The sequence below is a fragment of the Flavobacterium notoginsengisoli genome, assembly GCF_014207905.1.
GTDB classification, from domain to species: domain Bacteria; phylum Bacteroidota; class Bacteroidia; order Flavobacteriales; family Flavobacteriaceae; genus Flavobacterium; species Flavobacterium notoginsengisoli_A.
Genome location: NZ_JACHLB010000004.1, coordinates 389315 through 411146 on the forward strand (window position 1 = coordinate 389315; position 21832 = coordinate 411146).

The following is a 21832-nucleotide window of genomic DNA, read 5'->3' on the forward strand; positions in this document are numbered from 1 at the left end:
GCTAGATTATGATATATTTGACATACAATTTTTCAACAAATAATTAACATTAAACATGCCAATAACCGCTAACGATACCAGTAGAAAATCATGGTTAGAAGTGCCAGAAAATAGCGACTTCCCTATTCAGAATATTCCTTTCGGCGTGTTTCTTACCAAAGAAAATGTCGTTACCGTGGGAACACGAATTGGCGATTACGCTATAGATTTAGGGGCTTTACAACAATTAAACTATTTTGAAGGAATAGATTTAACAGATGATATGTTTATGCAGGATACGCTAAATGATTTTATTTCTGATGGAAAAAAAACATGGCGTCTGGTTCGAAATCGTATCGCAGATATTTTTGACGAAACCAATCCACAGCTAAGAGATTCAACAAAACACCGAGATATTGTTATATTTAAAATCGATGATGTAGAAATGCAATTGCCAGTTTTAATTGGTGATTATACAGACTTTTATTCAAGCAGAGAGCATGCTACAAACGTAGGTAAAATGTTCCGTGATCCAGAAAATGCATTATTGCCAAACTGGCTTCATATTCCGGTTGGATATCATGGAAGAAGTTCTACAATTGTACCTTCTGGAATTCCGGTTCACAGACCAATGGGACAAACTCTTCCAGCTGGTCACGACACTCCTGTTTTTGGAGCTTCTCGCCTAGTAGATTTTGAATTGGAAACCGCTTTCATTACAACAGATGTAAATGTAATGGGCGAAAATATTTCAACATACGAAGCTGAAGATTATATTTTCGGAATGGTTTTATTAAATGACTGGAGCGCACGCGATATGCAGAAATGGGAATACGTGCCTCTTGGACCATTTTTAGCTAAAAACTTTGCGACTTCAATTTCACCTTGGATTGTAACTATGGATGCTTTGGAGCCTTTTAGAACTAAGGGGCCGAAACAAGATCCTTCTCCGCTTCCTTATTTACAAACTAAAGGAAAAAAAGCTTTTGATATTCATTTAGAAGTTTCTTTGCAACCTGAAAATCAAGAAGAAACTGTGATTTCAAGATCTAACTTCAAATATATGTACTGGTCTATGGCTCAGCAATTGACGCACCACACATCAAACGGATGTCGTGTAAATTCTGGCGATATGATGGGTTCTGGAACAATTTCTGGACCAACTCCAGACAGTTTTGGTTCTATGCTGGAATTAACTTGGGGAGGAAAAAATCCATTAAAGTTAAATGGTGGCGAAGAACGTAAATTCATTGAAGATAATGATACCGTTATCATTAGAGGTTTCTGTGAAAACAATGAAGTAAGAATTGGTTTTGGAGAAGTTTCAAGCCAATTATTGCCTCCATTTACGAGACAATGAAGAGCAGAGCAATCTGAAGTGATATAAAAAATAAAAAACCTTGGCAAGCCAAGGTTTTTTTATGCTTTACATTAAACTAAAATTTAGGTGAAAGTTTTTATTCTAAAATTACCTTTACCCAAACCAAACGATGATCAGAACTTGATTCACGTTTTTCAACCAATTCTGACATTGGCTCACCTTTTGCAGGCCAGAACACTCCGCTGTTCACAACCTTAAAACCAAGTTTGGATGGTAACACATAATCAGCACGCATTCTCCAAAAGGCAGTATGATTTATTCCAAAAGGGTTTTCCGGACTAAATTCAGCACCACCTTTACTAGCAGGCGTAAAATCACTATTAATTTTCGGATCATCCAATAAAGACTTTATACCTTCTCTAATAGCATCCCCTTCAACTGCCGAAGCGTTTTGATCACCCAATATAACGAATCGAGAATTCGGAGATAAACCACCTTTTGTACCTTTATCATCATAAATATACGAAGCCGAATTGTCTGAAATATAGTCTTTCCAGAATCGGATTTCATCATGATTTCTTTTTCCATTGCGATCTTCAACACCATCAAAAGTAGGAGGAGTTGGATGACTGGCCAGAACATGAACTGTTTCATTGCCAATCTGTACAGGAACATCCCAATGAGATTTTGAAGATAATGGAAATTCCTTCCATGCTTTCTTGCTATACCAATCTGATCCATCAGCTTTTTTAGTAATCAATGCTCCTGGCATATCTTTCCATTTAAAATTTTGAAAAGTGCGAACTGCCTTAACGTCAATAGGATATTTAGACAAAAGCATCATCCCATATTGCCCTGGATACATACCAAACGCCCATGCATCATTTCCAAAATTATTGAACTTTCCATCATTGTTCAAATCATAAGGACTTGGCTGTCCTGTATTCACTGTTGAATAATAGTAATAAGGGTAATCGATAGCTGTTGCTCCGCCTTGGCTCACATTTAAATAGTTTTTAATGAATGCCTTTACACCAAGTTCAGGATCTTTAATATAATCGAATTCGTTTAGCAAAATAATGTCTGGCCTAACAGTCTGAATAATCTGGGCAATATTTTTAATTTGAGCATTATGCCCTGAATTAAGTTGAGTAACCAACATCTGCTCCGATTTTCCCATTGCGCCTTTGGGAGAATAATTATCAGATTCCATACTTACATTATAGGTCGCAAATGTAAGTTCAATTTTTTCTTGCGAATCAGACTGTGAAAAAAGAACTCCGGAAGAAAGCACGGAAAGGATAAAAAATATTTTCTTCATATAAAATTAAATCTGCATTTCTGCATTGTTGAACATACGAATATAAGAAGGAAGTTGAGACACGCGGCAAATCTGTCTGTTAAATATACAACAAAAAAAAGCTGCCACTTTTGGTGACAGCTTAAAGAATATAAGAAAGTCTCTGTATATCTGATAATTTTATCATAGATTAAAACAAATCAAAATGATTATTTTATAATCTGTGGCTACTGTTTTTATGCAGGAATCTGCTGACTTAAACAGTGTAATGTTCCAAATCCCCAGATGAAATCAATGCAACTTATTCCGATAACTTCTCTGTCTGGGAAACATTCTGATAAAATATTCAATGCTACGCGATCGTTACTATCGTTAAATGTTGGAACTAAAACGCAATTATTTAGAATTAAGAAATTAGCATAACTTGCTGGTAATCTTAAATCTTCAAAATCTACGCGTTTTGGCATCGGAAGCGCTACAATAACTGGTGATTTTCCGTTTTCTAATTTTGCATTTTGAAGACGTTTTAAATTATCTTGTAACGGTTTGTAATTTGAATCATTTTTATCTGTTTCAACAATCGTTACAATTGTATCTTCATTTACAAATCGGCATAAATCATCGATATGTCCGTGAGTATCGTCACCTTCTATTCCATCTCCAAGCCAAATTACATTTGTAACTCCAAGATATTCTTTGAAAACAGCTTCGTAATCTTCTTTTGTAAATCCAGCATTACGAACCTGAATTGTTGGATGCATCAAACATTCTTCAGAAGTCAACAAAGTTCCTTTTCCGTTTACATCAATTGCACCGCCTTCAACAATTACCGGTTTTCCTTTATACATCACTTGCGTCAACGGAACATCAATAAAATCAGCAACTTTACCAGGAACGAATTTATCTAACTGATAGTTTTTATATTTCGCCCAACCATTAAAATTGAAGTTCAATGCTTCTCTTTTTGAACCATTTTTTACAATAATTGGTCCAGAATCACGCATCCAGCTTCTGTTGGTTTTATGAATGATGTAAGAAACGTTTTCAAGATTTACACGAGCTCTTTCAAGCATATCAGCTACTTTCTCTTTCAGCTTTTCATCGGCTACGACCAAAAAAACAGTTTCAAAAGTGGCTACTTTTTTAATAAACTCTACAAAAGCCCATTGAACAGCTTCATATTTTCCTGGCCAATCGTTGCCATTATGCGGAAAACAAAGTACAATTCCTTGTTGCTTTTCCCATTCTGCTGGAAATCTTCTATTATTTGTTGACATAAATACGTTCTAATTTAGAAAGTGCAAAGATAAGCATTCGTTAGGATTATAAAACATTTGATTAAAATTCATGCTTTATTTCACAAAAAATATCCTGCAAAATTTAAGTTAAAGATTTTATAATATGTTCTTAATATTTAACAGAAACCACAGAATTACTTTTGCACTCGAAACTAAAAACTAACACATGAAAAAATTATCGATCTCATTACTAGCTGCGCTTTTGATTTTAGCAAGTTGTAATAATGATGAAAACAACGGCGAACCAGAAGTAACTGTAAATGAAAACCCAGGAACTTTTAAAGAAATTGGTTCTATTACAATTGGTGGTGAAGCTGCTGCTGAAATCTCTGCTTATTGCGAAAAAACAAAAAGACTTTTTACAGTAAACAATAGTGGTGTAAACCAAATTGATGTTATTGATATTACAGATCCTACTAAACCAGCAAAAATCGGAAAAATTGATTTAGCTTCTTATGAAGGTGCTGCAAATAGCGTTTCTGTATTTGATGGAAAATTAGCCGTTGCTTTAGAATCTACTACAAATAAACAAGGAAACGGAAAAGTTGTAGTTTTCAATACTTCTGATTATAGCTTAATTAAACAAGTTACAGTTGGCGCTTTACCAGATATGATTACTTTTTCTCCAGACGGAAAATATATTATGACTGCTAACGAAGGAGAACCAAACACAGATTATTCACAAGATCCAAACGGAACAATTTCTATTATCGAAACAAGTACTTATGCTGTTACAACTTTAGATTTTAGCTCTTTCGCAAGCCAAGCTGCTACATTAGCAAAAGATGGATTCAGAATTTCTAAATTCGCTAAGAGTTTTGCTCAAGATATCGAACCAGAATACATTACTATTTCTGATGATTCAAAAACTGCATGGGTAACTTTGCAAGAAAATAACGGTGTTGCAAAAGTTGATTTAACTTCTAAAACTATTACTGCAATATATCCTCTTGGTTTAAAAGATTTCAATACTGCTGATAACGCAATTGATGTAAGCGATCTTGACGACAAAATTGCTTTTAATCCTTGGAAAGTAAAAGGATTGTATATGCCAGATGCAATCAGCCATTTCTCTGCTAATAATGTTCCTTATTTTGTTACTGCAAATGAAGGTGATGCAAGGGAATACAACGCTTATACAGACATTAAGAGAATGAAAAGCGTAAAACTTGATGCTACAGCTTTCCCTGATGCTAATTTAAAATTAGATGCTAATTTAGGAAGATTAAATCTTGTAACTGATATGGGAGATACTGACGGAGACGGAGATTTAGACGAATTGGTAAGCTTTGGAGCTAGATCTTTCTCTATCTGGAACGGAAATACTGGAAAAATTGTTTACGATAGTAAAAACGATCTTGACAAAAAATCTAATGAATTAGGTCTTTACGACGATAAAAGAAGCGATGACAAAGGTTCTGAACCAGAAGCTGTTTATGTTGCAAAAATGGGATCTCAAAACATTTTATTTGTTGGTTTAGAAAGATCTGACGCATTTTTAACTTATGATGTTACAAATCCAACTTCACCACAATTTTTACAAATTGTAAAAACAGGAGATGCTCCAGAAGGATTATTATTCATCCCTGCTTCTAAAAGTCCAACAAAAAGAAGTTTGTTAGTAGTAAGCAGCGAAGGAGACGGAACTGTAAAAATCTACCAGCCAGATTTGAAATAATCATAATAATAACCAAATTCCTAAAAGAGCAAAATATAAATTTTGCTCTTTTTTTTGCTTTTTATTGATACTTAATTAACTAATTTTCATAAATATAAGCCAAAACATGGAAATTATGTAATCGAATATACAACACATACTTAAAATGCCTCCCCTAATTTTGCTCATGAGTTTAAAATAAAAACAATTTAATTTTTGATATCATGAAAAAGAAATTAGTATCAGCCTCTTTACTATTATTATCCTTCGCGGCAGGCGCACAAAATATGGCTACCACAACTACAAAACCAAGTACTGAACAAGAATACAACAAATGGTCTCTTGAACTTAACGGTGGTGTTAACAAGCCAACAAGAACAATGACTCCAGGTTATGCAACTGAAACAGCAAATTTTTTTCACGGAGATTTAGGTGTAAGATATATGTTTAATCCAAAATTTGGTTTGAAATTAGATGTTGGATACGATCAATTTAAAGAGAAAAAAAATACTCCAGATTTTGAAAGCCGTTACGTAAGAGCGAGTTTACAAGGAGTTGTAAATATTGGACGCGCTTTGAACTTTGAAACTTGGACAAACACAATTGGGCTTTTAGCACATGGTGGTTTTGGAGTTTCTCAAATTAGTACCGAAACTGGTTTTGGAGGTCAAGATTATATGGCACACGGTATTGCTGGTTTAACCGGACAAATTAGATTAAGCAACAGAGTAGCGTTAACTGGAGATTTGACAGGAATTGTAAACGGAAGACAAAACTGGAACTTTGACGGAATGGGCAACACAACAACTGGTTCATTTGATGGTGTTTTATTAAATGCTTCAGTTGGTTTAACTTTCTACTTAGGAAAACAAACAAAACATGCTGACTGGGTTGGTGAAGAAGACAGAATTGGTGAATTGGAAAAAAGAGTGGACTTAATCGAAACTGGTCTTATAGATTCAGACAAAGATGGAGTTGCTGATTTATACGATTTAGAACCAAATAGCATCGCAGGAGTTGCCGTAAATACAAAAGGACAATCTATTGATACGAATCAAAATGGTGTGCCAGATGAGTTAGAAAGCTACTTAGATAAAACTTACGAAAAGAAAGGTGCTGGAACAAATACAAACAACACTGTTGAAGAATTAATTAACGGTGGTTATGTAAATGTTTATTTCGACTTTAATTCTTCTAAACCAACAAATGCTTCTTTATCTGGTGTTGATTTCTTAGTAAAATATTTGAAAAACAATCCTGGAAAATCGGCTGATATTATTGGTTATGCTGATGAAATTGGAAATACAAACTACAATACTGAATTGTCTAGAAAAAGAGCTGAAGCTGTGAAAAAAGTTGCTGTAAATGCAGGAATTGATGCTTCAAGATTGAACGTAATTGCTAATGGAGAAGATACTTCTGTTAACAAAAATTCTAAAGAGGCACGTCAAATCGTGAGAAGAGTTACTTTCCAAGTGAAGTAATACATATAAAGCTAAAAACGAGAGAAAGAGCTATTCAAAATTGAATAGCTCTTTTTTGTTATTAAATAGCATTATAGACAAATTTTTAAATGAAATGATTTTCGGTTAATTCACTATTTTGAATAAAGCTTCGGAGAAGCGAAATATTTATAGAATTTCTATAAACCAAACGAAAAAAGCTCCGGAGGAGCGACATGTTTTCTTACTGAATATGTTGCTCCTCCGGAGCTTTATTTGGTATGTACTTGTTATTTTCTATAAATATTTCGCTTCTCCGAAGCTTGCAAAAAAAAAGAGCCGTCTTTTCAGACAGCTCTTCCCTATATGATTTTAATCAAATTATTTATCGATTGCTCTTTTTGTAATATCTCCAAAAGCATCAATTCTTCTATCTCTGAAAAACGGCCAGTTTTGACGAACATTTTCCTGAAGATCTAAATCAACTTCAGCGATTAATATTTCTTCTTTATCGTGAGAAGCTTGAGCTAAAATCTCTCCTTGCGGTCCAGCAATAAATGACGCTCCCCAAAATTGAATTCCTTCAGTTCCTTCAAGATATTTCTCAAGACCAATTCGGTTAGCCGCTGCAACGAAAACGCCATTTGCAACAGCGTGACCTTTCATTACGTTCATCCAAGCGCCGTACTGATTTTCTCCGTATTGCTCTTTTTCTTTAGGATGCCATCCAATTGCTGTTGGATAAAATAAAACTTCTGCTCCTTTTAAAGCTGTAATTCTTGCCGCTTCTGGATACCATTGATCCCAGCAAATTAATGTCCCAACTGTTCCTTTTTTAGTTTCAATTGCTTGGAAACCTAAATCACCTGGTGTGAAATAGAATTTTTCATAGAAATGAGGATCGTCTGGAATGTGCATTTTACGGTATAAACCTGCTTCTGTACCATCTGTATCAATGATATAAGCACTATTATGATAAATTCCAGCCATTCTTTTCTCGAAGAAAGGAACAATAATTACTACTCCTAATTCTTTTGCCAATTCGCTAAAAGCAATAAACGAAGTACTGTAAAGCGGTTCTGCTAATGCAAAATTATCTACATCTTCGCTTTGGCAGAAATAATGACTGCTATATAATTCAGGAAGTAAGATTACCTCTGCTCCTTGGCTTGCAGCATCTCTTACCCAACTGATACATTTCTTAAGATTATTTTCAGCAACATCATTCAGATTTAACTGAATTACTGATATTTTATATTTTCTTTTCGGCATGACATAAAATTTAGAGTGCAAAAATAATACTTTTTAAAGGAATGGCAAAGTTTACAAAGTTATGTCTTATCAAATGGAATTATTTAAAAGTTGTAAACTCCTCTAATTCCAAATTGACTTTTTCAATTACTTCTTCAATATTGTAAAAATCAGTTTTTAAAATAAAACTCAAATGATAAATCAAATTGTAATGAGGAGCTTCATATTGAAAATTGATTTTAGAAAATGTATTGTCAAACGCATTTCGATACCATTTATCAAACAATTTTTGTCTAAAATCTTGTCTAAAGTCAACATTATCACAAACGTAATTCAGTATTATATCTGGATTAATTTTAAAATAATCTTGTATAATGGCGATAATTGTTATCTCAATTAAAGGATCACTAAAAAATTTTTGATTATTTGATTCATAAAAATCAATCGCATAAAGTTTTTTAAAGAAATCATTGTTAAAATCCATTCTTTTAAAACTAACAGCATATTCCAAACCATACTTGGTTGTAAAATAAAAAAGAGGGTAAACACCCTCTTTTAAAATATATTTATACATAAAGAAACTTTATTTTTTCTTTAATCGTTCAATAACTTCTTTCTGACGTTCTTTTTTTAGCTCAACCATTTTTTTTAAAACTGCAATAGTTTTATCATTTGGTTTTATGATTATTGTTTTTTCCATAATTGTTTTTGATTTCAGACACAAATGTAAGAAAAAAAATCATATCTACTTCAAATCAATTCAATTAGCATTGTTTAATAAAATTAAAAATTCCTACAACTTAATCAAAATTAAAAAAAGCCATTTTACATCAATTTAAAAACTAAATCGCTGCAAAATGGCTATTCAACCTAAAAAAATATCAACTAAAATTAGCTGTTATTCGATCACTACTTTCTGTGTCAAGAATTCAGTTTCTGATTTTTTAAATTTAATTTCGAAAGTTCCTTTTGTAGTCGATTTGAATTTGTAAACTGTCTTTTTTGGTTCCGGAACTTGTTGTGTACAAACTCCTTCTGTTGGATATTTTGCAATTACTTGCAGACCTTTTACTGCTCCAATTGTTACTTCTGAGATTTTATCGAATTCTCCACAAGAATTATCTACAACATATGTTACTTCGTAGCTTAATTCATCGTTTACTTTTCCTGTTGCTGGTCCTTTGATTTCTGTTGCTAAAGCAGCTTTTGCAGTTGTTGCTGGAGTCTTTTCATCATCGTCATTACTGCATGAAACCAATCCAATTGATAAAAATAAAACTACAAAAAATGATTTTAATCTAAAACTTTTCATATAAAATAATAATTAATTGTTAATTACTATGAAGACGGAGTTTGGTTGCAATGGTTGCTTTGAAAAAATATTAAAAAGTTTGAACTAAATATTAAACCATTATAAATCAAAAAGTTGTTTAACGAAAAAATATTAAAAAAATACCGTTATTTCTTATGAAAATAAAAATTTCTAGAATAGCCCCGATAGAAACGGTATCTCCCGATTTAGAAAAACAAGGCTTTTTTAGCCGTAGTTTTTGTTAATCGGGAATTTAGTGGATAGCGGGACAAAACGCTCTTTTGAAAACGATTTGATCTGCTTCTAAAACAAAAAAACACCAGCGTTAACTGATGTTTTTCTCTATAGTTTGATGATGTATTAAGCTTATTTCTTCTTAAAGATCTTTTTGAAAAGGTTTACAACAAGTAAAACTACAAATCCTAAAACTAATCCAACTGTAAATTCTTTGATAATAGCAGGAATTTTAATTTCTTCTGATAAATGATGAAAAAACGGAATGTAGTGCACAAATATTCCTCCAGCAACTAAAAGCAAAGCAATTGTACCAATTACAGTTAAACCCTTTATAACAAACGGAAGCGCTTTTACTAATAAATTTCCAATAAATCTCGAAATGCTCTTTTCGCTTTTACTATGTTTGATAAGCTTAAATCCTGCTTCATCCATTCTAACGATAAGCGCTACAATTCCGTAAACTCCAATTGTTGCAACTATTGCGATTATTGAGGTTACGATTATTTTCTGGATAAGTGGTTCGTCCATTACAGTTCCTAATGCAATAATTACAATTTCTACTGATAGTATAAAATCTGTAATAATTGCCGACTTCACCTTTTCTTTTTCTCTTACTAGAATTTCTTCTTCTGTAAGAACTTCATCAGTAATTCCTTCAGATTCTTCATGTTCATGAGGAAAAATAAATTCATAAATCTTTTCGGCTCCTTCGTACGCTAAAAAAAGCCCTCCTAAAACCAAAATCACTATAATAGCAATTGGAAGAAAAGCACTTAACAAAAAAGCAATCGGAAGAATAATGATTTTGTTTAATAGCGAACCTTTACTGATTGCCCACAAAACCGGCAATTCTCTTGAAGATGCAAATCCTGAAGCTTTTTCTGCATTAACAGCTAAGTCATCACCAAGAATTCCAGCTGTTTTCTTCGCAGCAACTTTACTCATTACTGCAACATCATCCATAATTGCTGCGATATCATCTAATAAGGCAAAAAAACCTGAACCCATTTTTTTAAATTTATTTTTAGTGATGCGAATCTAGACATTTTGCCTTAATCTTCCCAATAATTAGCCATCAAAATTTATGATTTTTATTCATAATTTTCTGAATTTGCTTTTAGCTACATTGACCTAGCAAAACCCAAAGAATAATAAAAACGATAATAGTTCCGAAACATCCGCCTCCCAACTTTTTAGCTCCGTATCCTGCAAGTAATCCTCTAAAAATATTGTTCATAATTTTGATTTTTTAATTAATAATTTGCTGATTTTTATTTATTTAAAATTCCACAAAAATAAAATCTTATCGTTATACAAATTGAGCAAAAAGTTTCAGAATTCACGGTAAAAAAAGCATCAGCCTTTCGACTGATGCTTTTCTAAGATTAACATGAAAAAAATTATTTAGCTGTCTGGTTTCTAAAAACCAAATTGCCATCGAAAGCATCTAATAAAATGATGCTGTCTGTTGTTATGTTTCCTGCCAAAATTTCTTTTGACAATTGATTCAACACTTCTCTCTGAACCACACGTTTTACAGGTCTGGCTCCGAAATGAGGATCGTAACCTTTATCTGCCAAGTAAGCGATAGCTTCTGGAGTTGCATCCATTGTAATGCCTTGCAACGCCAACATTTTGGTAACGCTCTTTAACTGTAAACTTACAATTCTCGAGATATTCTCAACTGTAAGCGGTGTAAACATTACAATTTCGTCGATACGGTTGATAAACTCAGGACGAACAGTTTGTTTTAACAATCCTAGAACTTCGTTTTTAGCTGCTTCTGTTGCCGCTTCAACGCTTCCTTTTAGGTTTTCAAATTTCTCCTGAATGATATTACTTCCCATATTTGAGGTCATAATAATAATCGTATTTCTGAAATCAGCCAAACGACCTTTGTTATCTGTCAAACGTCCTTCGTCTAGAACCTGCAACAAAATGTTGAACGTATCCGGATGCGCTTTTTCGATCTCATCTAAAAGTACCACAGAATAAGGCTTTCTACGAACAGCTTCTGTCAACTGACCACCTTCATCGTAACCTACATATCCTGGAGGCGCACCAACCAAACGGCTCACGCTGTGGCGTTCTTGATACTCACTCATATCGATACGCGTCATGGCATTTTCGTCATCAAAAAGATATTCTGCTAGAGCTTTCGCTAATTCTGTTTTACCAACTCCAGTTGTTCCTAAGAATAAGAAAGATCCAACAGGTTTTTTCATATCCTGTAAACCAGCACGGCTTCTTCGAACGGCATCACTTACCGCTTCAATCGCTTCTTCTTGCCCAACTACACGTTTGTGTAATTCATCTTCAAGATGCAATAGTTTTTCTCTTTCTGTCTGAAGCATTTTTGTAACCGGAATTCCTGTCCATTTTGCTACAACTTCTGCAATATCTTCTCTGGTTACTTCTTCTTTGATCAAAGAATTTCCAGATTGGAATTCTAACAATTGTTTCTGCAAAGATTCTTGACGTTCCTGTGCTTCTTTTATTTTTCCGTAACGAATTTCGGCTACTTTTCCATAATCGCCGTCACGTTCTGCACGTTCTGCTTCGTATTTAAAGTCTTCTATTTCGTGTTTTACAGCCTGAATTCCGTCAACGATATCTTTTTCTTGTTTCCATTTTGCATAGATTTCGTTGCGTTCTTCTTTTAGGTTAGCCAATTCCATACCTAAAATTTTCAGTTTGCTTTCTTCTTTTTCACGTTTGATGGCTTCGATTTCGATTTCCAACTGCATGATTTTACGATCCAAAACGTCCAATTCTTCTGGTTTTGAATTGATTTCCATACGCAATTTAGAAGCCGCTTCATCCATTAAGTCGATCGCTTTATCTGGTAAGAAACGATTCGTAATATAACGTTGTGAAAGTTCTACAGCAGCAATAATCGCTTCGTCTTTAATCTGAACTTTATGGTGTGTTTCGTATTTCTCCTTAATTCCACGCAAAATCGAAATAGCACTCTCTGTATCTGGCTCATCGATCAATACTTTTTGGAAACGTCTTTCAAGCGCTTTATCTTTTTCAAAATATTTTTGATATTCATCTAAAGTCGTAGCTCCAATTGCTCTCAGCTCTCCACGCGCCAAAGCTGGTTTCAGGATATTAGCCGCATCCATTGCGCCTTCTCCTCCACCTGCTCCTACAAGCGTGTGAATCTCGTCAATAAACAAAACGATATCTCCGTCTGCTGCCGTAACTTCTTTTACAACCGATTTCAAACGTTCTTCAAATTCTCCTTTGTATTTTGCTCCGGCAATCAAAGCTCCCATATCTAGGGAGAAAACAATTTTATCTTTCAGGTTTTCTGGAACGTCTCCGTCCACAATTCTGTGCGCTAGACCTTCTGCAATTGCAGTTTTACCAACTCCGGGCTCACCAATAAGCATTGGGTTGTTTTTTGTTCTACGAGTCAGAATCTGCAATACACGACGAATTTCTTCGTCACGACCGATAACTGGATCCAGTTTTCCTGTACGAGCTAATTCATTTAGGTTTTTAGCATATTTATTTAAAGAATTATACGTTTCCTCAGCTGAAGCCGATGTTACTCTTTCTCCTTTACGCAATTCTTCGATTGCTGCTTTCAAACCTTTTCCAGTAACTCCTTGATCTTTTAAGATTTGAGAAACTTTACTTTTCGAATCAAAAATTGCCAAGATTAAATGCTCGATCGAAACGTATTCGTCGTTCATTTTTTGTGCGATAATTTCAGCTTCGTTCAAAGCTTTGTTAGCATCTCTGGAAAGCATTACATCTCCTCCAGACACTTTTGGAAAACTCTGAATTGTACTGTCCAAAATTTGAAGGAACAACGGAACGTTTACATTTAATTTTTTCAAAATAAATGGCGCTACGTTTTCATCCACTTCAAAAATGGCTTTGAAAATGTGTTCATTTTCAATTTGCTGCTGGCCATTTCGCTGTGCTAATTGCTGCGATAACTGAATGGCTTCCTGCGATTTAATAGTAAATTTATTTATGTTCATATTTTTATAATTTGATTGATTTTATGTGTTTAATATTCTCTAAGATTAAAGTTACGATTTATTGAAGTACATTTTTAACTCAAATAATCTAACTTTGTATTCGAATAGACAAATTATATTCCACAACAAAAAAACAGACAAAACGGCATTAAAAAACTAATTTCTATTATTTTTAAATGTCAAAAAGTCATAAAACAAGTCAAATATGAGTTTTTTTAATTCAATCTTCGGAAGTTCAGAGAACTCAGAAGCTCAAAAAAATAATGTAAACTGGACAGAATTAACAGATATGCTTCAGTTAATGGAAATTGAAGCCATATCACAGGAAAAACCAGTTGTAATTTTTAAACACAGTACAAGATGCAGCATTAGCCGTATGGCTTTAAAGCAATTTGAAAGAGAATATGATCTTGAAGGTGTAGTAGATGCTTATTTCTTAGATTTGATTGCACATCGAGATATTTCGAATGAAATTGCCAGTAGATTTGGCGTTTACCACGAATCTCCACAATTGATTCTAATCAAAAATGGAAAAGCAGTTTACGATGTTTCGCATAGCGATATTGATGCTGAAGCGTTGAAAAGTAAAGTATAAAATTATAAGATAATATTAGTAAAATGTGAGATGAACTAAAAGCTAATCTCACATTTTACATTTTCACAAATCACATTATTTAAAAACTCTCACCAGATCCTCCTCCACTAAAACCTCCTCCTCCAAATTCCATTGGAGAAACCGTTTTAACTTCAGGTTTCATACCGAAAGTTGAAGCTACAATTAAAGCTTCAGCATTTAAGAAACTATCTGAATGATTAATTCTATCTGGTTTAAAAGTTAATCCGCTTTCCTTTTCTTTTAATTTTTTAATTGAAAAATAAGCTATTGCGAATAAAACTAATCCGCCTACTGTAAGCGCAACTTCAGCAGGTAAAACTGAATAGTAAAAGCGAATAGTAAAAATTGAAAATCCGATTGCCAGAAAACTTAGCCAAAGCATTATTCTGTCTTTTGTTTTTAAAGCCTGAACTAAATAAATAATTGGAACTAAAACTGTAAACGCATAAAAGAAAAACGCAAACGGAATGTCTGTTCCAGGTTTTACTTCGGTTCCTAAAAGTTCTCCTGAAAGCTCTCTAACTACTAAATAATTACAAGAAAAATAAAACAAAGCGAGACAAAAACTATTTGCTAATAGAAGTCCATTATAATAATAACTTTCTGTTAGATTTTTGATTATTTTTTTCGTTATAAAATAACAAGCTCCTGCAAAAATCATTGCTATGAAGGGTAAAATGGCTTTTCCGATATCTCCCAACTCAAACATCTCAAAAAACAAAAATGCTGTCACAGCGATGCAAAAGACCAACATCGACAAAACATGCAAATATCTTATAAACATAAAAAATGCTGCAAAAGCTACAAAAAATGCAATTACAGTTTCGTACCCTTCTGTTGTTATAGCAATAGCAATTCCTATCTGAGAAATAGCGCCTAAAATAAAAGCATCATCTAAACCGTGATTATGATATTCTTGATGAGAAAGCAATTCTGCACCGGCAAAACCAACTGCGGCGAAAATATAAAAGCAAATTTGAAAATAGATATGTTCAGAACTTAATCCGAACAAAGAAATCATTCCGCAGATTGAACTGTAAAGTAAACTTCCTAACAAGAAGAAACCAATTCTAACCAAAACATTGCTTTGACTCCTTAAAACTGGTAACTCTTTTTCTATAAATTTTTTCTGTTCTTTACTAATAAAACCGCCATTATATAAAGAATCGGCTTGATCAACTAGAAATTCATTGTCTAACTTCTTTTTATCATGTACTATCATTCGGCAATTTCTTTATGAAAGTTTTTAATTAGTTTAATGAACATTACGATGGTTCCAATAAAATAAGCAGGAAGTAAGAAAATAAATAATTCCCAAATTCGGAAAAAATCGACATTTTCAAAAATTCTAAATAAAAAGATATTCACGCCAATAAAAGCATAAACAATCGTAAAAACATACAATGACATCGCTTTATACTCATAGCTTATTTTATAAAAATAATAGCTAGAGCATCCTATAATTAAAGCAAATATCATCCAAGTGATGGTGTCATAATTAGTTAGATTACTAATAGATGCAATACTGATAATGTGCAAAGCAAAAGTTAGAAAAACTAAACCAAAATGAGTTTTTAAAGAAATTCGTCGACTATAAACTGTCCATAAAATCAATAAAATTCCCAACATTACAGCCGAATAACTCAAATTTTGATTGGCGTATAAATTGTTACTATCGTTAAAAATATCTTGCGGAGTAACCGAAAGTCCAACATAAGCAGCCAAACCCGTAATTGCAATTGTCAAGACACTTCTATTATCAAAATAATAAGCACAGAAGAAACTCACTATTGTTGGAACCAAAGTAGCCAATCCGTAATGTTCTCCAAACGGTCTGTATTGAAATTGGAGATATCCTATAAAAATACAAGTCAAAATATTACCTGCCAAAACTAAGTATTCTAAAACAGGATGCTCAAATGTTGTTTCTGTTTTCTGAAAACCTTTAGAATTTTTAAAACAGTAATAAAAACAAACTACAATCACAATCAAAAGCAACGAAAGAATTGCGACATGACCTATTGTATCTATGTTTTCATAAATCAAAATTCCTATTCCTGAAGTAAATAATAGAACCGATAAATAAAGAAATAATTTTAGTTCTGCATTTAAAGAAAAAATATTTAAACTTCGATATGTTTTTATTTCTTCAAACTGATTTTCAGTAATTAAGCCTTTCTCAAAAAGTTTTAGAATGGCCTCTTCTTTAAATTTTTCCATTGGTAAGATAATAAACTGGTACATCAAATATATGTATTTAGCATGAATTTTCTGCTTTTCAAGGCAAACCTTTTTGTAATTTCTTAAACCATTCGAAAAGAATATCTTATAATTAAATAGTGTAAAAACAACACTTATTAATCTAAAAATCAAAGCATTAAAACATAAAAATTTGATAAATTAATTTGAAATTATTTTTATTCTTATACATTTGTGCAATCGATTACATTAAACTATTAAACCACAAAAAACCACACTTAAATGAAAACAAAACTTATTCTATTAGCATTGCTTCTGCCTTGCTCCTTTCTTTTTGCTCAAAATTATTTTATGAGCGCTCCCGAAGGATTTGGAGCTTCTGCGACTGGTGGAGGAAGCGCTACGCCTGTTACAGTTACTACTCTAGCAGATTTAACAGCAAAATTAAAATTAACAACTCCGCAGGTTATTTTAGTATCTGGAACTATCAATTGCACATATACCAGTTTACAAATCAATGATAAAACCATTATTGGACTTCCAGGCGCTAGATTAGTAAACTTAGATCAAACTGCTGCAGGTTCTGGAATTTTAAGTTTAAAACCTGGCTCAAATAATGTCATTATAAGAAATTTAATTTTTGAAGGACCTGGAGCATATGATGTAGATGGACGCGATAACCTTACTTCAGAAGCAACAAATCTTTGGGTAGACCACTGTGAATTTCAAGATGGAATGGACGGAAATTTTGACAATAAAGGAGCTGCAGATAACGTAACTGTTTCATGGACTAAGTTTATTTATTTAAAAACTCCAAAAGCAGGAGGTTCTGGAGGAGCAGACGATCATCGTTTTTCAGATTTAGTTGGATCTTCTAAAACCGATGCCCCATCTGACGGACATTACAGCATAACTTTTAAAAACTGTTATTGGGCAGAGGGCTGTAAAGAAAGAATGCCGAGAGCAAGAAACGCTGAACTTCATATTTTAAATTGCTATTATAACACCTCTGTATCTGGTTCTTTAGCAATTGGTCTTGGCGGTGGAAGCAATAATACGACTTGTTATGTAGAAGGAACTGATTTTGCTAAAATTGGAACTGCTTTTAAAAGTTATGTAAGCACAGACGGTGGAACAATTGGAATTGCTTTTACAGATTGCTTGAATGCAACTGCCAATTCAGGAACTACGGTAACAAAACCGTCTTATTCTTATAGTGTTTTGCCAATTGGTAATGTTGCTGCATATATTTCGAACTCAACCTGTGGAGCTGGAGCAACGCTTCAAGTTACTTCTCAAGGCGTTTTGTCAACAAGTTGTAATAATTTAGGTTTGAATGATAATGTCAATAATTTAGATTTGAAATATTATCCATCAGTAATTAATCGACTTTTGAATATCGATTTTTCAAGTTCTGATAATGGATTGGCTCAAGTAAATTTATTTTCATCGAATGGATCAAAAGTATATTCTCATTCTAAAAATATAATTGCAGATGAGAAACTAGAACTAAATGTTGGTAATCTTGCAAAAGGCATTTATATCTGTAAAGTTCAAATCGAAAATCGAAGCAAAACATTTAAATTAGTAAAAAACTAATTCTTCTATAAATCAAAAGGTCATTGAAACAAATCAATGACCTTTTTACTTTTTTCATTTCACTTTTTACATCTTACAAAACATTAAAAAGCTGCTTTCATTTTATCTTTTATCGCATCAAGGCATAAATTATTGATACTGCCTTCGTGCGTATGTTTGGTCTCTTTTGGAGATTTGTACGTTCCTGCTTCCAATTGTTCTGCAACGGCCTTGTAAGCATCTCTAAATGGCATTCCTGCAACAACCATTTCGTTTAAAGTATCTACTGTAAACAAATAATCGTATTTTTTATCTTCTAAAATATGATCTTTTACGGTAATGTCTTTTATAGAAAAGATTGCAATATCCAAACAAGCTTTCAAATTTTGAATCGCTGGAAACAAACCTTCTTTTAAAAGCTGCAAATCTCTATGATAACCGCTTGGAAGATTATTGGTGATTAAAGTGATCTCGTATGGAAGCGCCTGAATCTTGTTGCATTTTCCTCTGATTAATTCGAAAACATCCGGATTCTTTTTATGAGGCATAATGCTTGAACCCGTTGTAAGATGTGCCGGAAGACCAATAAAGTCAAAATTCTGGCTCATATACAAACAAACGTCCATTGAAAATTTAGCCAACGTAGCTGCAACACTACTCATTGCAAAAGCAACTGTTTTTTCTGATTTTCCGCGACTCATTTGAGCTGCAACCGAATTGTATTTTAAAGTTTCAAAACCTAATTCTTGTGTTGTAAATGTTCTGTTGATCGGAAAAGAGCTTCCGTAACCTGCAGCAGAACCTAACGGATTTTGATCTACAATTTTCAAGGCAGCATTTAACATTGTAATGTCATCAATCAAAGTTTCGGCATAAGCGGAAAACCACATTCCGAAAGAAGACGGCATTGCGATTTGCAAATGTGTATAACCTGGCAATAAAACGTTTTGGTGTTTTTCTGCCGATTCCATCATTAAGTCAAAAAGTGTTTTTACTTGTTCTTTTAACTCTTTTACAACGTCTTTAAGATATAAATTTACATCTACTAAAACCTGATCATTACGAGAACGCGCGGTGTGGATTTTCTTTCCGGCATCGCCTAGTTTTACCGTTAACAGATATTCAATTTTAGAATGTACGTCTTCAAAACTGTCTTCGATTTCGAAATTACCTACTACAATATCCGCAATGATTTCATTTAAAGCGTCTACTAAAGATGTTGTTTCTTCAGCTGTCAACAAACCAATCTGTCCAAGCATTTTAGCATGAGCGATTGAACCTAAAGCATCGTATTTTGCTAAGACCAAATCCAGTTCACGATCGTTTCCAACTGTGAATTGCTCGATTTGTTTATCTGTTGGTATTCCTTTTTCCCAAAGTTTCATAGGTACTATTTTTAGAAACCCGACAGGTTTTAAGAACTTGTCGGGTTTAATTTCGTTGAATTATAATTTAAAGAAATCAGTTAGTATTTTGATATACAAGTCGATTCCTTCTACAATTTCGTTTACAAAAATAAATTCGTCTGCTGAATGCGAACGTAATGTTTCTCCTGGCCCTAATTTCAAAGACTGACAGCTTAAAACCGACTGATCTGAAAGCGTTGGCGAACCATAAGTTGTTCTCCCTAAAGCAATTCCTGCCTGAACCAAACCGTGCGCAACTGGAATAGATGAAGCATTTAAGTGCATTGATCTTGGCGTTACTTCGGCATTAACATTTGCTTTTACTACTTCCAAAATTTCAGCATTGGTATAACGGTCTGTTACACGAATGTCGACAACTAAATCACATTCTGATGGCACTACGTTGTGTTGTTTTCCTGCATTGATCTGAGTTACGGTCATTTTTACAGGACCTAAAACGTCTGAGATTTTGTCGAATTTATAGTTTTTAAACCATTCCATTACCGGAATTGATTTGTATAAAGCGTTATCATCGTTTTGATGCGCGGCGTGGCTTGCAGTTCCTTTCACTTTTACATCTAAAACTAACAATCCTTTTTCTGCAACTGCTAATTGCATTAAAGTAGGCTCGCCTACAATAGCACAATCTAGTTCTGGTAAGCTTTTTAAAACACTATTTAAACCATTTTTACCACTGCTTTCTTCTTCAGCAGAAGCTACGATTACAATATTGTGAGAAAGGTTTTGGTTTTCGTAGAAATGCACAAAAGTTGCTAGTAAAGAAACTAAGCAGCCTCCTGCATCGTTACTTCCTAGTCCAAATAGTTTTCCTTCTTTTTCAATTGCTTTGAACGGGTCGTTGGTGTACGCCTGATTCGGTCGTACGGTATCGTGATGTGAGTTTAGTAAAAGTGTTGGTTTGTTTTCGTCGAAATATTTGTTGAAAGCCCACACATTGTTGTTTTCTCTCTTGAATGGAATTTCATTCTGATTGAACCAATTTTCTATCAAAAGAGCCGTTTGATCTTCTTCACTTGAAAATGAAGGGGTTTCGATTAAGCTTTTTAATAAACTAATTGCTTCCTGGGTAAGCGTATCTATATTTTTCATTTCTACTAGGTACTGAGATGCTAAGATTCTAAGGTTCTAAGTTTTTTCTAAACTTATGTCACTATAGTCAATCTTAACCTAAATTTAATTGGCGCAAATTTCTTAAATTAATATTTAAAAGTACTGCGCTACTCTGTTTTTTTGCCACTAATTGCACGAATTTTCACAAATTGTTTTTTTGTTATGGAATTAAAATCAAAATGAACTTTTTCATGTATTTTAAAAATTATTTTCTCTTTTTTAAACAGAAAAAAATTAGTGCCAATTCGTGTAATTCGTGGCTATATCTTTACAACGTAATCGTTGTATGCGGAATATCTGAATTTTGGAGCATTTTATGATGTCCAATTTTGATTTTCTGTACGCCTCTTGATAAACTATTGAAACAGTTATCCAATTTTGGAATCATTCCGGAATGGATTACTTTTTCTTCTTTTAATTTTTGATATAAAGCTTCGTTTATTTCTGTAATTACAGATGAATCATCTTCTGAATCTTGTAAAACACCTTGTTTTTCAAAACAATATGTTAGCGTAACATCAAAAACTTCAGATAAAGCAATTGATAGTTCGCTTGCAATTGTATCTGCATTAGTGTTTAACAGTTGACCGTTTTTATCGTGTGTGATGGCACAGAAAACGGGTACAACTCTAGCTTCTAATAAAGTTGCCAATAATTTTGTATTAACTTGTTTTACATCGCCTACAAATCCGTAATCGATTGTTGGGTGGTTTCTTTTTGTGGACTGAATTAAATTTCCGTCAGCTCCGGAAAAACCTATTGCATTATTATCTTTAGCCTGTAACTGTGCTACAATATGTTTGTTGATTTGACCTGCATAAATCATTACCACAACATCAAGCATTGGAGCGTCTGTAATTCGGCGTCCGTCAATCATTTGCGGTACTAAACCAATACTCTGCGCCATCTTTGTAGCCGATTTTCCACCGCCGTGAACTAAAACTTTATAGCCTTCAATTTTAGAAAAATCAGTTAAAAATTGTTCTAATTCTGCTGGATTGTCGATGATGTTTCCACCTATTTTGATTACGGTAACTTTCTTCATGAGGTTCTAAGTTGCTAAGGTTCTAAGGGACTAAGGTTTTTGTTCCTCGTTTCTTAGCATCT

The 21832-nt window shown here is 33.4% G+C and carries 17 protein-coding genes; 5 read left to right on the top strand and 12 right to left on the bottom strand.

Going from position 1 to position 21832, the window contains the following annotated elements; all coding sequences use genetic code 11:
- Window positions 1-55: 55 nt before the first annotated feature.
- Complete coding sequence (gene fahA / locus HNP35_RS14490) at window positions 56-1339, top strand: fumarylacetoacetase (protein WP_184163383.1); 1284 nt, start codon at window positions 56-58, stop codon at window positions 1337-1339.
- Between the two features lie 97 nt (window positions 1340-1436).
- Here fahA and HNP35_RS14495 read toward each other — a convergent pair whose 3' ends face one another.
- The gene (locus tag HNP35_RS14495) at window positions 1437-2621 is read right to left on the bottom strand and encodes an endonuclease/exonuclease/phosphatase family protein (RefSeq protein ID WP_184163386.1); all 1185 of its coding nucleotides are present in this window, start codon (window positions 2619-2621) and stop codon (window positions 1437-1439) included.
- 215 nt (window positions 2622-2836) lie between these two features.
- Entirely contained in the window at window positions 2837-3877 is a 1041-nt protein-coding gene (locus HNP35_RS14500) for an agmatine deiminase family protein (RefSeq protein ID WP_184163389.1), read from the bottom strand.
- 187 nt (window positions 3878-4064) lie between these two features.
- On the opposite strand from HNP35_RS14500, the gene HNP35_RS14505 reads away from it, so the two are divergent.
- Both HNP35_RS14505 and HNP35_RS14510 read left to right on the top strand, forming a co-directional pair.
- Window positions 4065-5576, top strand: a complete 1512-nt coding sequence (locus HNP35_RS14505) for a choice-of-anchor I family protein (protein WP_184163392.1) — start codon at window positions 4065-4067, stop codon at window positions 5574-5576.
- Between the two features lie 203 nt (window positions 5577-5779).
- Complete coding sequence (locus HNP35_RS14510; RefSeq protein ID WP_184163395.1) at window positions 5780-7039, top strand: OmpA family protein; 1260 nt, start codon at window positions 5780-5782, stop codon at window positions 7037-7039.
- Between the two features lie 339 nt (window positions 7040-7378).
- Here the strand turns inward: HNP35_RS14510 and HNP35_RS14515 are convergent, their stop codons facing one another.
- From HNP35_RS14515 to clpB, 5 genes are all read right to left on the bottom strand, one after another.
- Window positions 7379-8269, bottom strand: coding sequence for a carbon-nitrogen hydrolase (locus HNP35_RS14515; protein WP_035644835.1), 891 nt, complete (start codon window positions 8267-8269; stop codon window positions 7379-7381).
- A gap of 79 nt (window positions 8270-8348) precedes the next feature.
- A complete protein-coding gene (locus HNP35_RS14520; RefSeq protein ID WP_184163398.1) occupies window positions 8349-8732 on the bottom strand; it encodes a DUF6169 family protein in 384 nt (127 codons plus the stop codon).
- A gap of 414 nt (window positions 8733-9146) precedes the next feature.
- Window positions 9147-9560 carry a hypothetical protein gene (locus tag HNP35_RS14525; protein WP_184163400.1) on the bottom strand — a complete coding sequence of 138 codons (414 nt, stop codon included), beginning with the start codon at window positions 9558-9560 and terminating at the stop codon, window positions 9147-9149.
- A 366-nt stretch (window positions 9561-9926) separates the two neighbouring features.
- Window positions 9927-10805, bottom strand: a complete 879-nt coding sequence (locus tag HNP35_RS14530; RefSeq protein WP_184163403.1) for a DUF808 domain-containing protein — start codon at window positions 10803-10805, stop codon at window positions 9927-9929.
- 392 nt (window positions 10806-11197) lie between these two features.
- On the bottom strand, window positions 11198-13795 hold the full coding sequence (gene clpB, locus HNP35_RS14535; RefSeq protein WP_184163406.1) for an ATP-dependent chaperone ClpB: 2598 nt from the start codon (window positions 13793-13795) through the stop codon (window positions 11198-11200).
- 205 nt (window positions 13796-14000) lie between these two features.
- On the opposite strand from clpB, the gene ytxJ reads away from it, so the two are divergent.
- Window positions 14001-14390 (top strand): bacillithiol system redox-active protein YtxJ, encoded by a 390-nt coding sequence (gene ytxJ / locus HNP35_RS14540; RefSeq protein ID WP_184163409.1) that lies wholly within the window; start codon window positions 14001-14003, stop codon window positions 14388-14390.
- 79 nt (window positions 14391-14469) lie between these two features.
- Here the strand turns inward: ytxJ and HNP35_RS14545 are convergent, their stop codons facing one another.
- Window positions 14470-15633 (bottom strand): hypothetical protein, encoded by a 1164-nt coding sequence (locus HNP35_RS14545; RefSeq protein WP_184163412.1) that lies wholly within the window; start codon window positions 15631-15633, stop codon window positions 14470-14472.
- Window positions 15630-16631 carry a DUF2157 domain-containing protein gene (locus tag HNP35_RS14550; RefSeq protein WP_184163415.1) on the bottom strand — a complete coding sequence of 334 codons (1002 nt, stop codon included), beginning with the start codon at window positions 16629-16631 and terminating at the stop codon, window positions 15630-15632. Before HNP35_RS14550 ends, HNP35_RS14545 begins: the two co-directional genes overlap by 4 nt.
- Window positions 16632-16892: 261 nt before the next feature.
- On the opposite strand from HNP35_RS14550, the gene HNP35_RS14555 reads away from it, so the two are divergent.
- On the top strand, window positions 16893-18209 hold the full coding sequence (locus tag HNP35_RS14555) for a T9SS type A sorting domain-containing protein (RefSeq protein ID WP_184163418.1): 1317 nt from the start codon (window positions 16893-16895) through the stop codon (window positions 18207-18209).
- Between the two features lie 83 nt (window positions 18210-18292).
- Here the strand turns inward: HNP35_RS14555 and argH are convergent, their stop codons facing one another.
- The 3 genes from argH to argB form a co-directional block, all read right to left on the bottom strand.
- Entirely contained in the window at window positions 18293-19573 is a 1281-nt protein-coding gene (gene argH, locus HNP35_RS14560) for an argininosuccinate lyase (RefSeq protein ID WP_184163421.1), read from the bottom strand.
- A gap of 60 nt (window positions 19574-19633) precedes the next feature.
- Window positions 19634-20704 (bottom strand): M20 family metallo-hydrolase, encoded by a 1071-nt coding sequence (locus tag HNP35_RS14565; protein WP_184163424.1) that lies wholly within the window; start codon window positions 20702-20704, stop codon window positions 19634-19636.
- 289 nt (window positions 20705-20993) lie between these two features.
- Window positions 20994-21770 carry an acetylglutamate kinase gene (gene argB / locus HNP35_RS14570; RefSeq protein ID WP_184163427.1) on the bottom strand — a complete coding sequence of 259 codons (777 nt, stop codon included), beginning with the start codon at window positions 21768-21770 and terminating at the stop codon, window positions 20994-20996.
- Window positions 21771-21832: the final 62 nt, after the last annotated feature.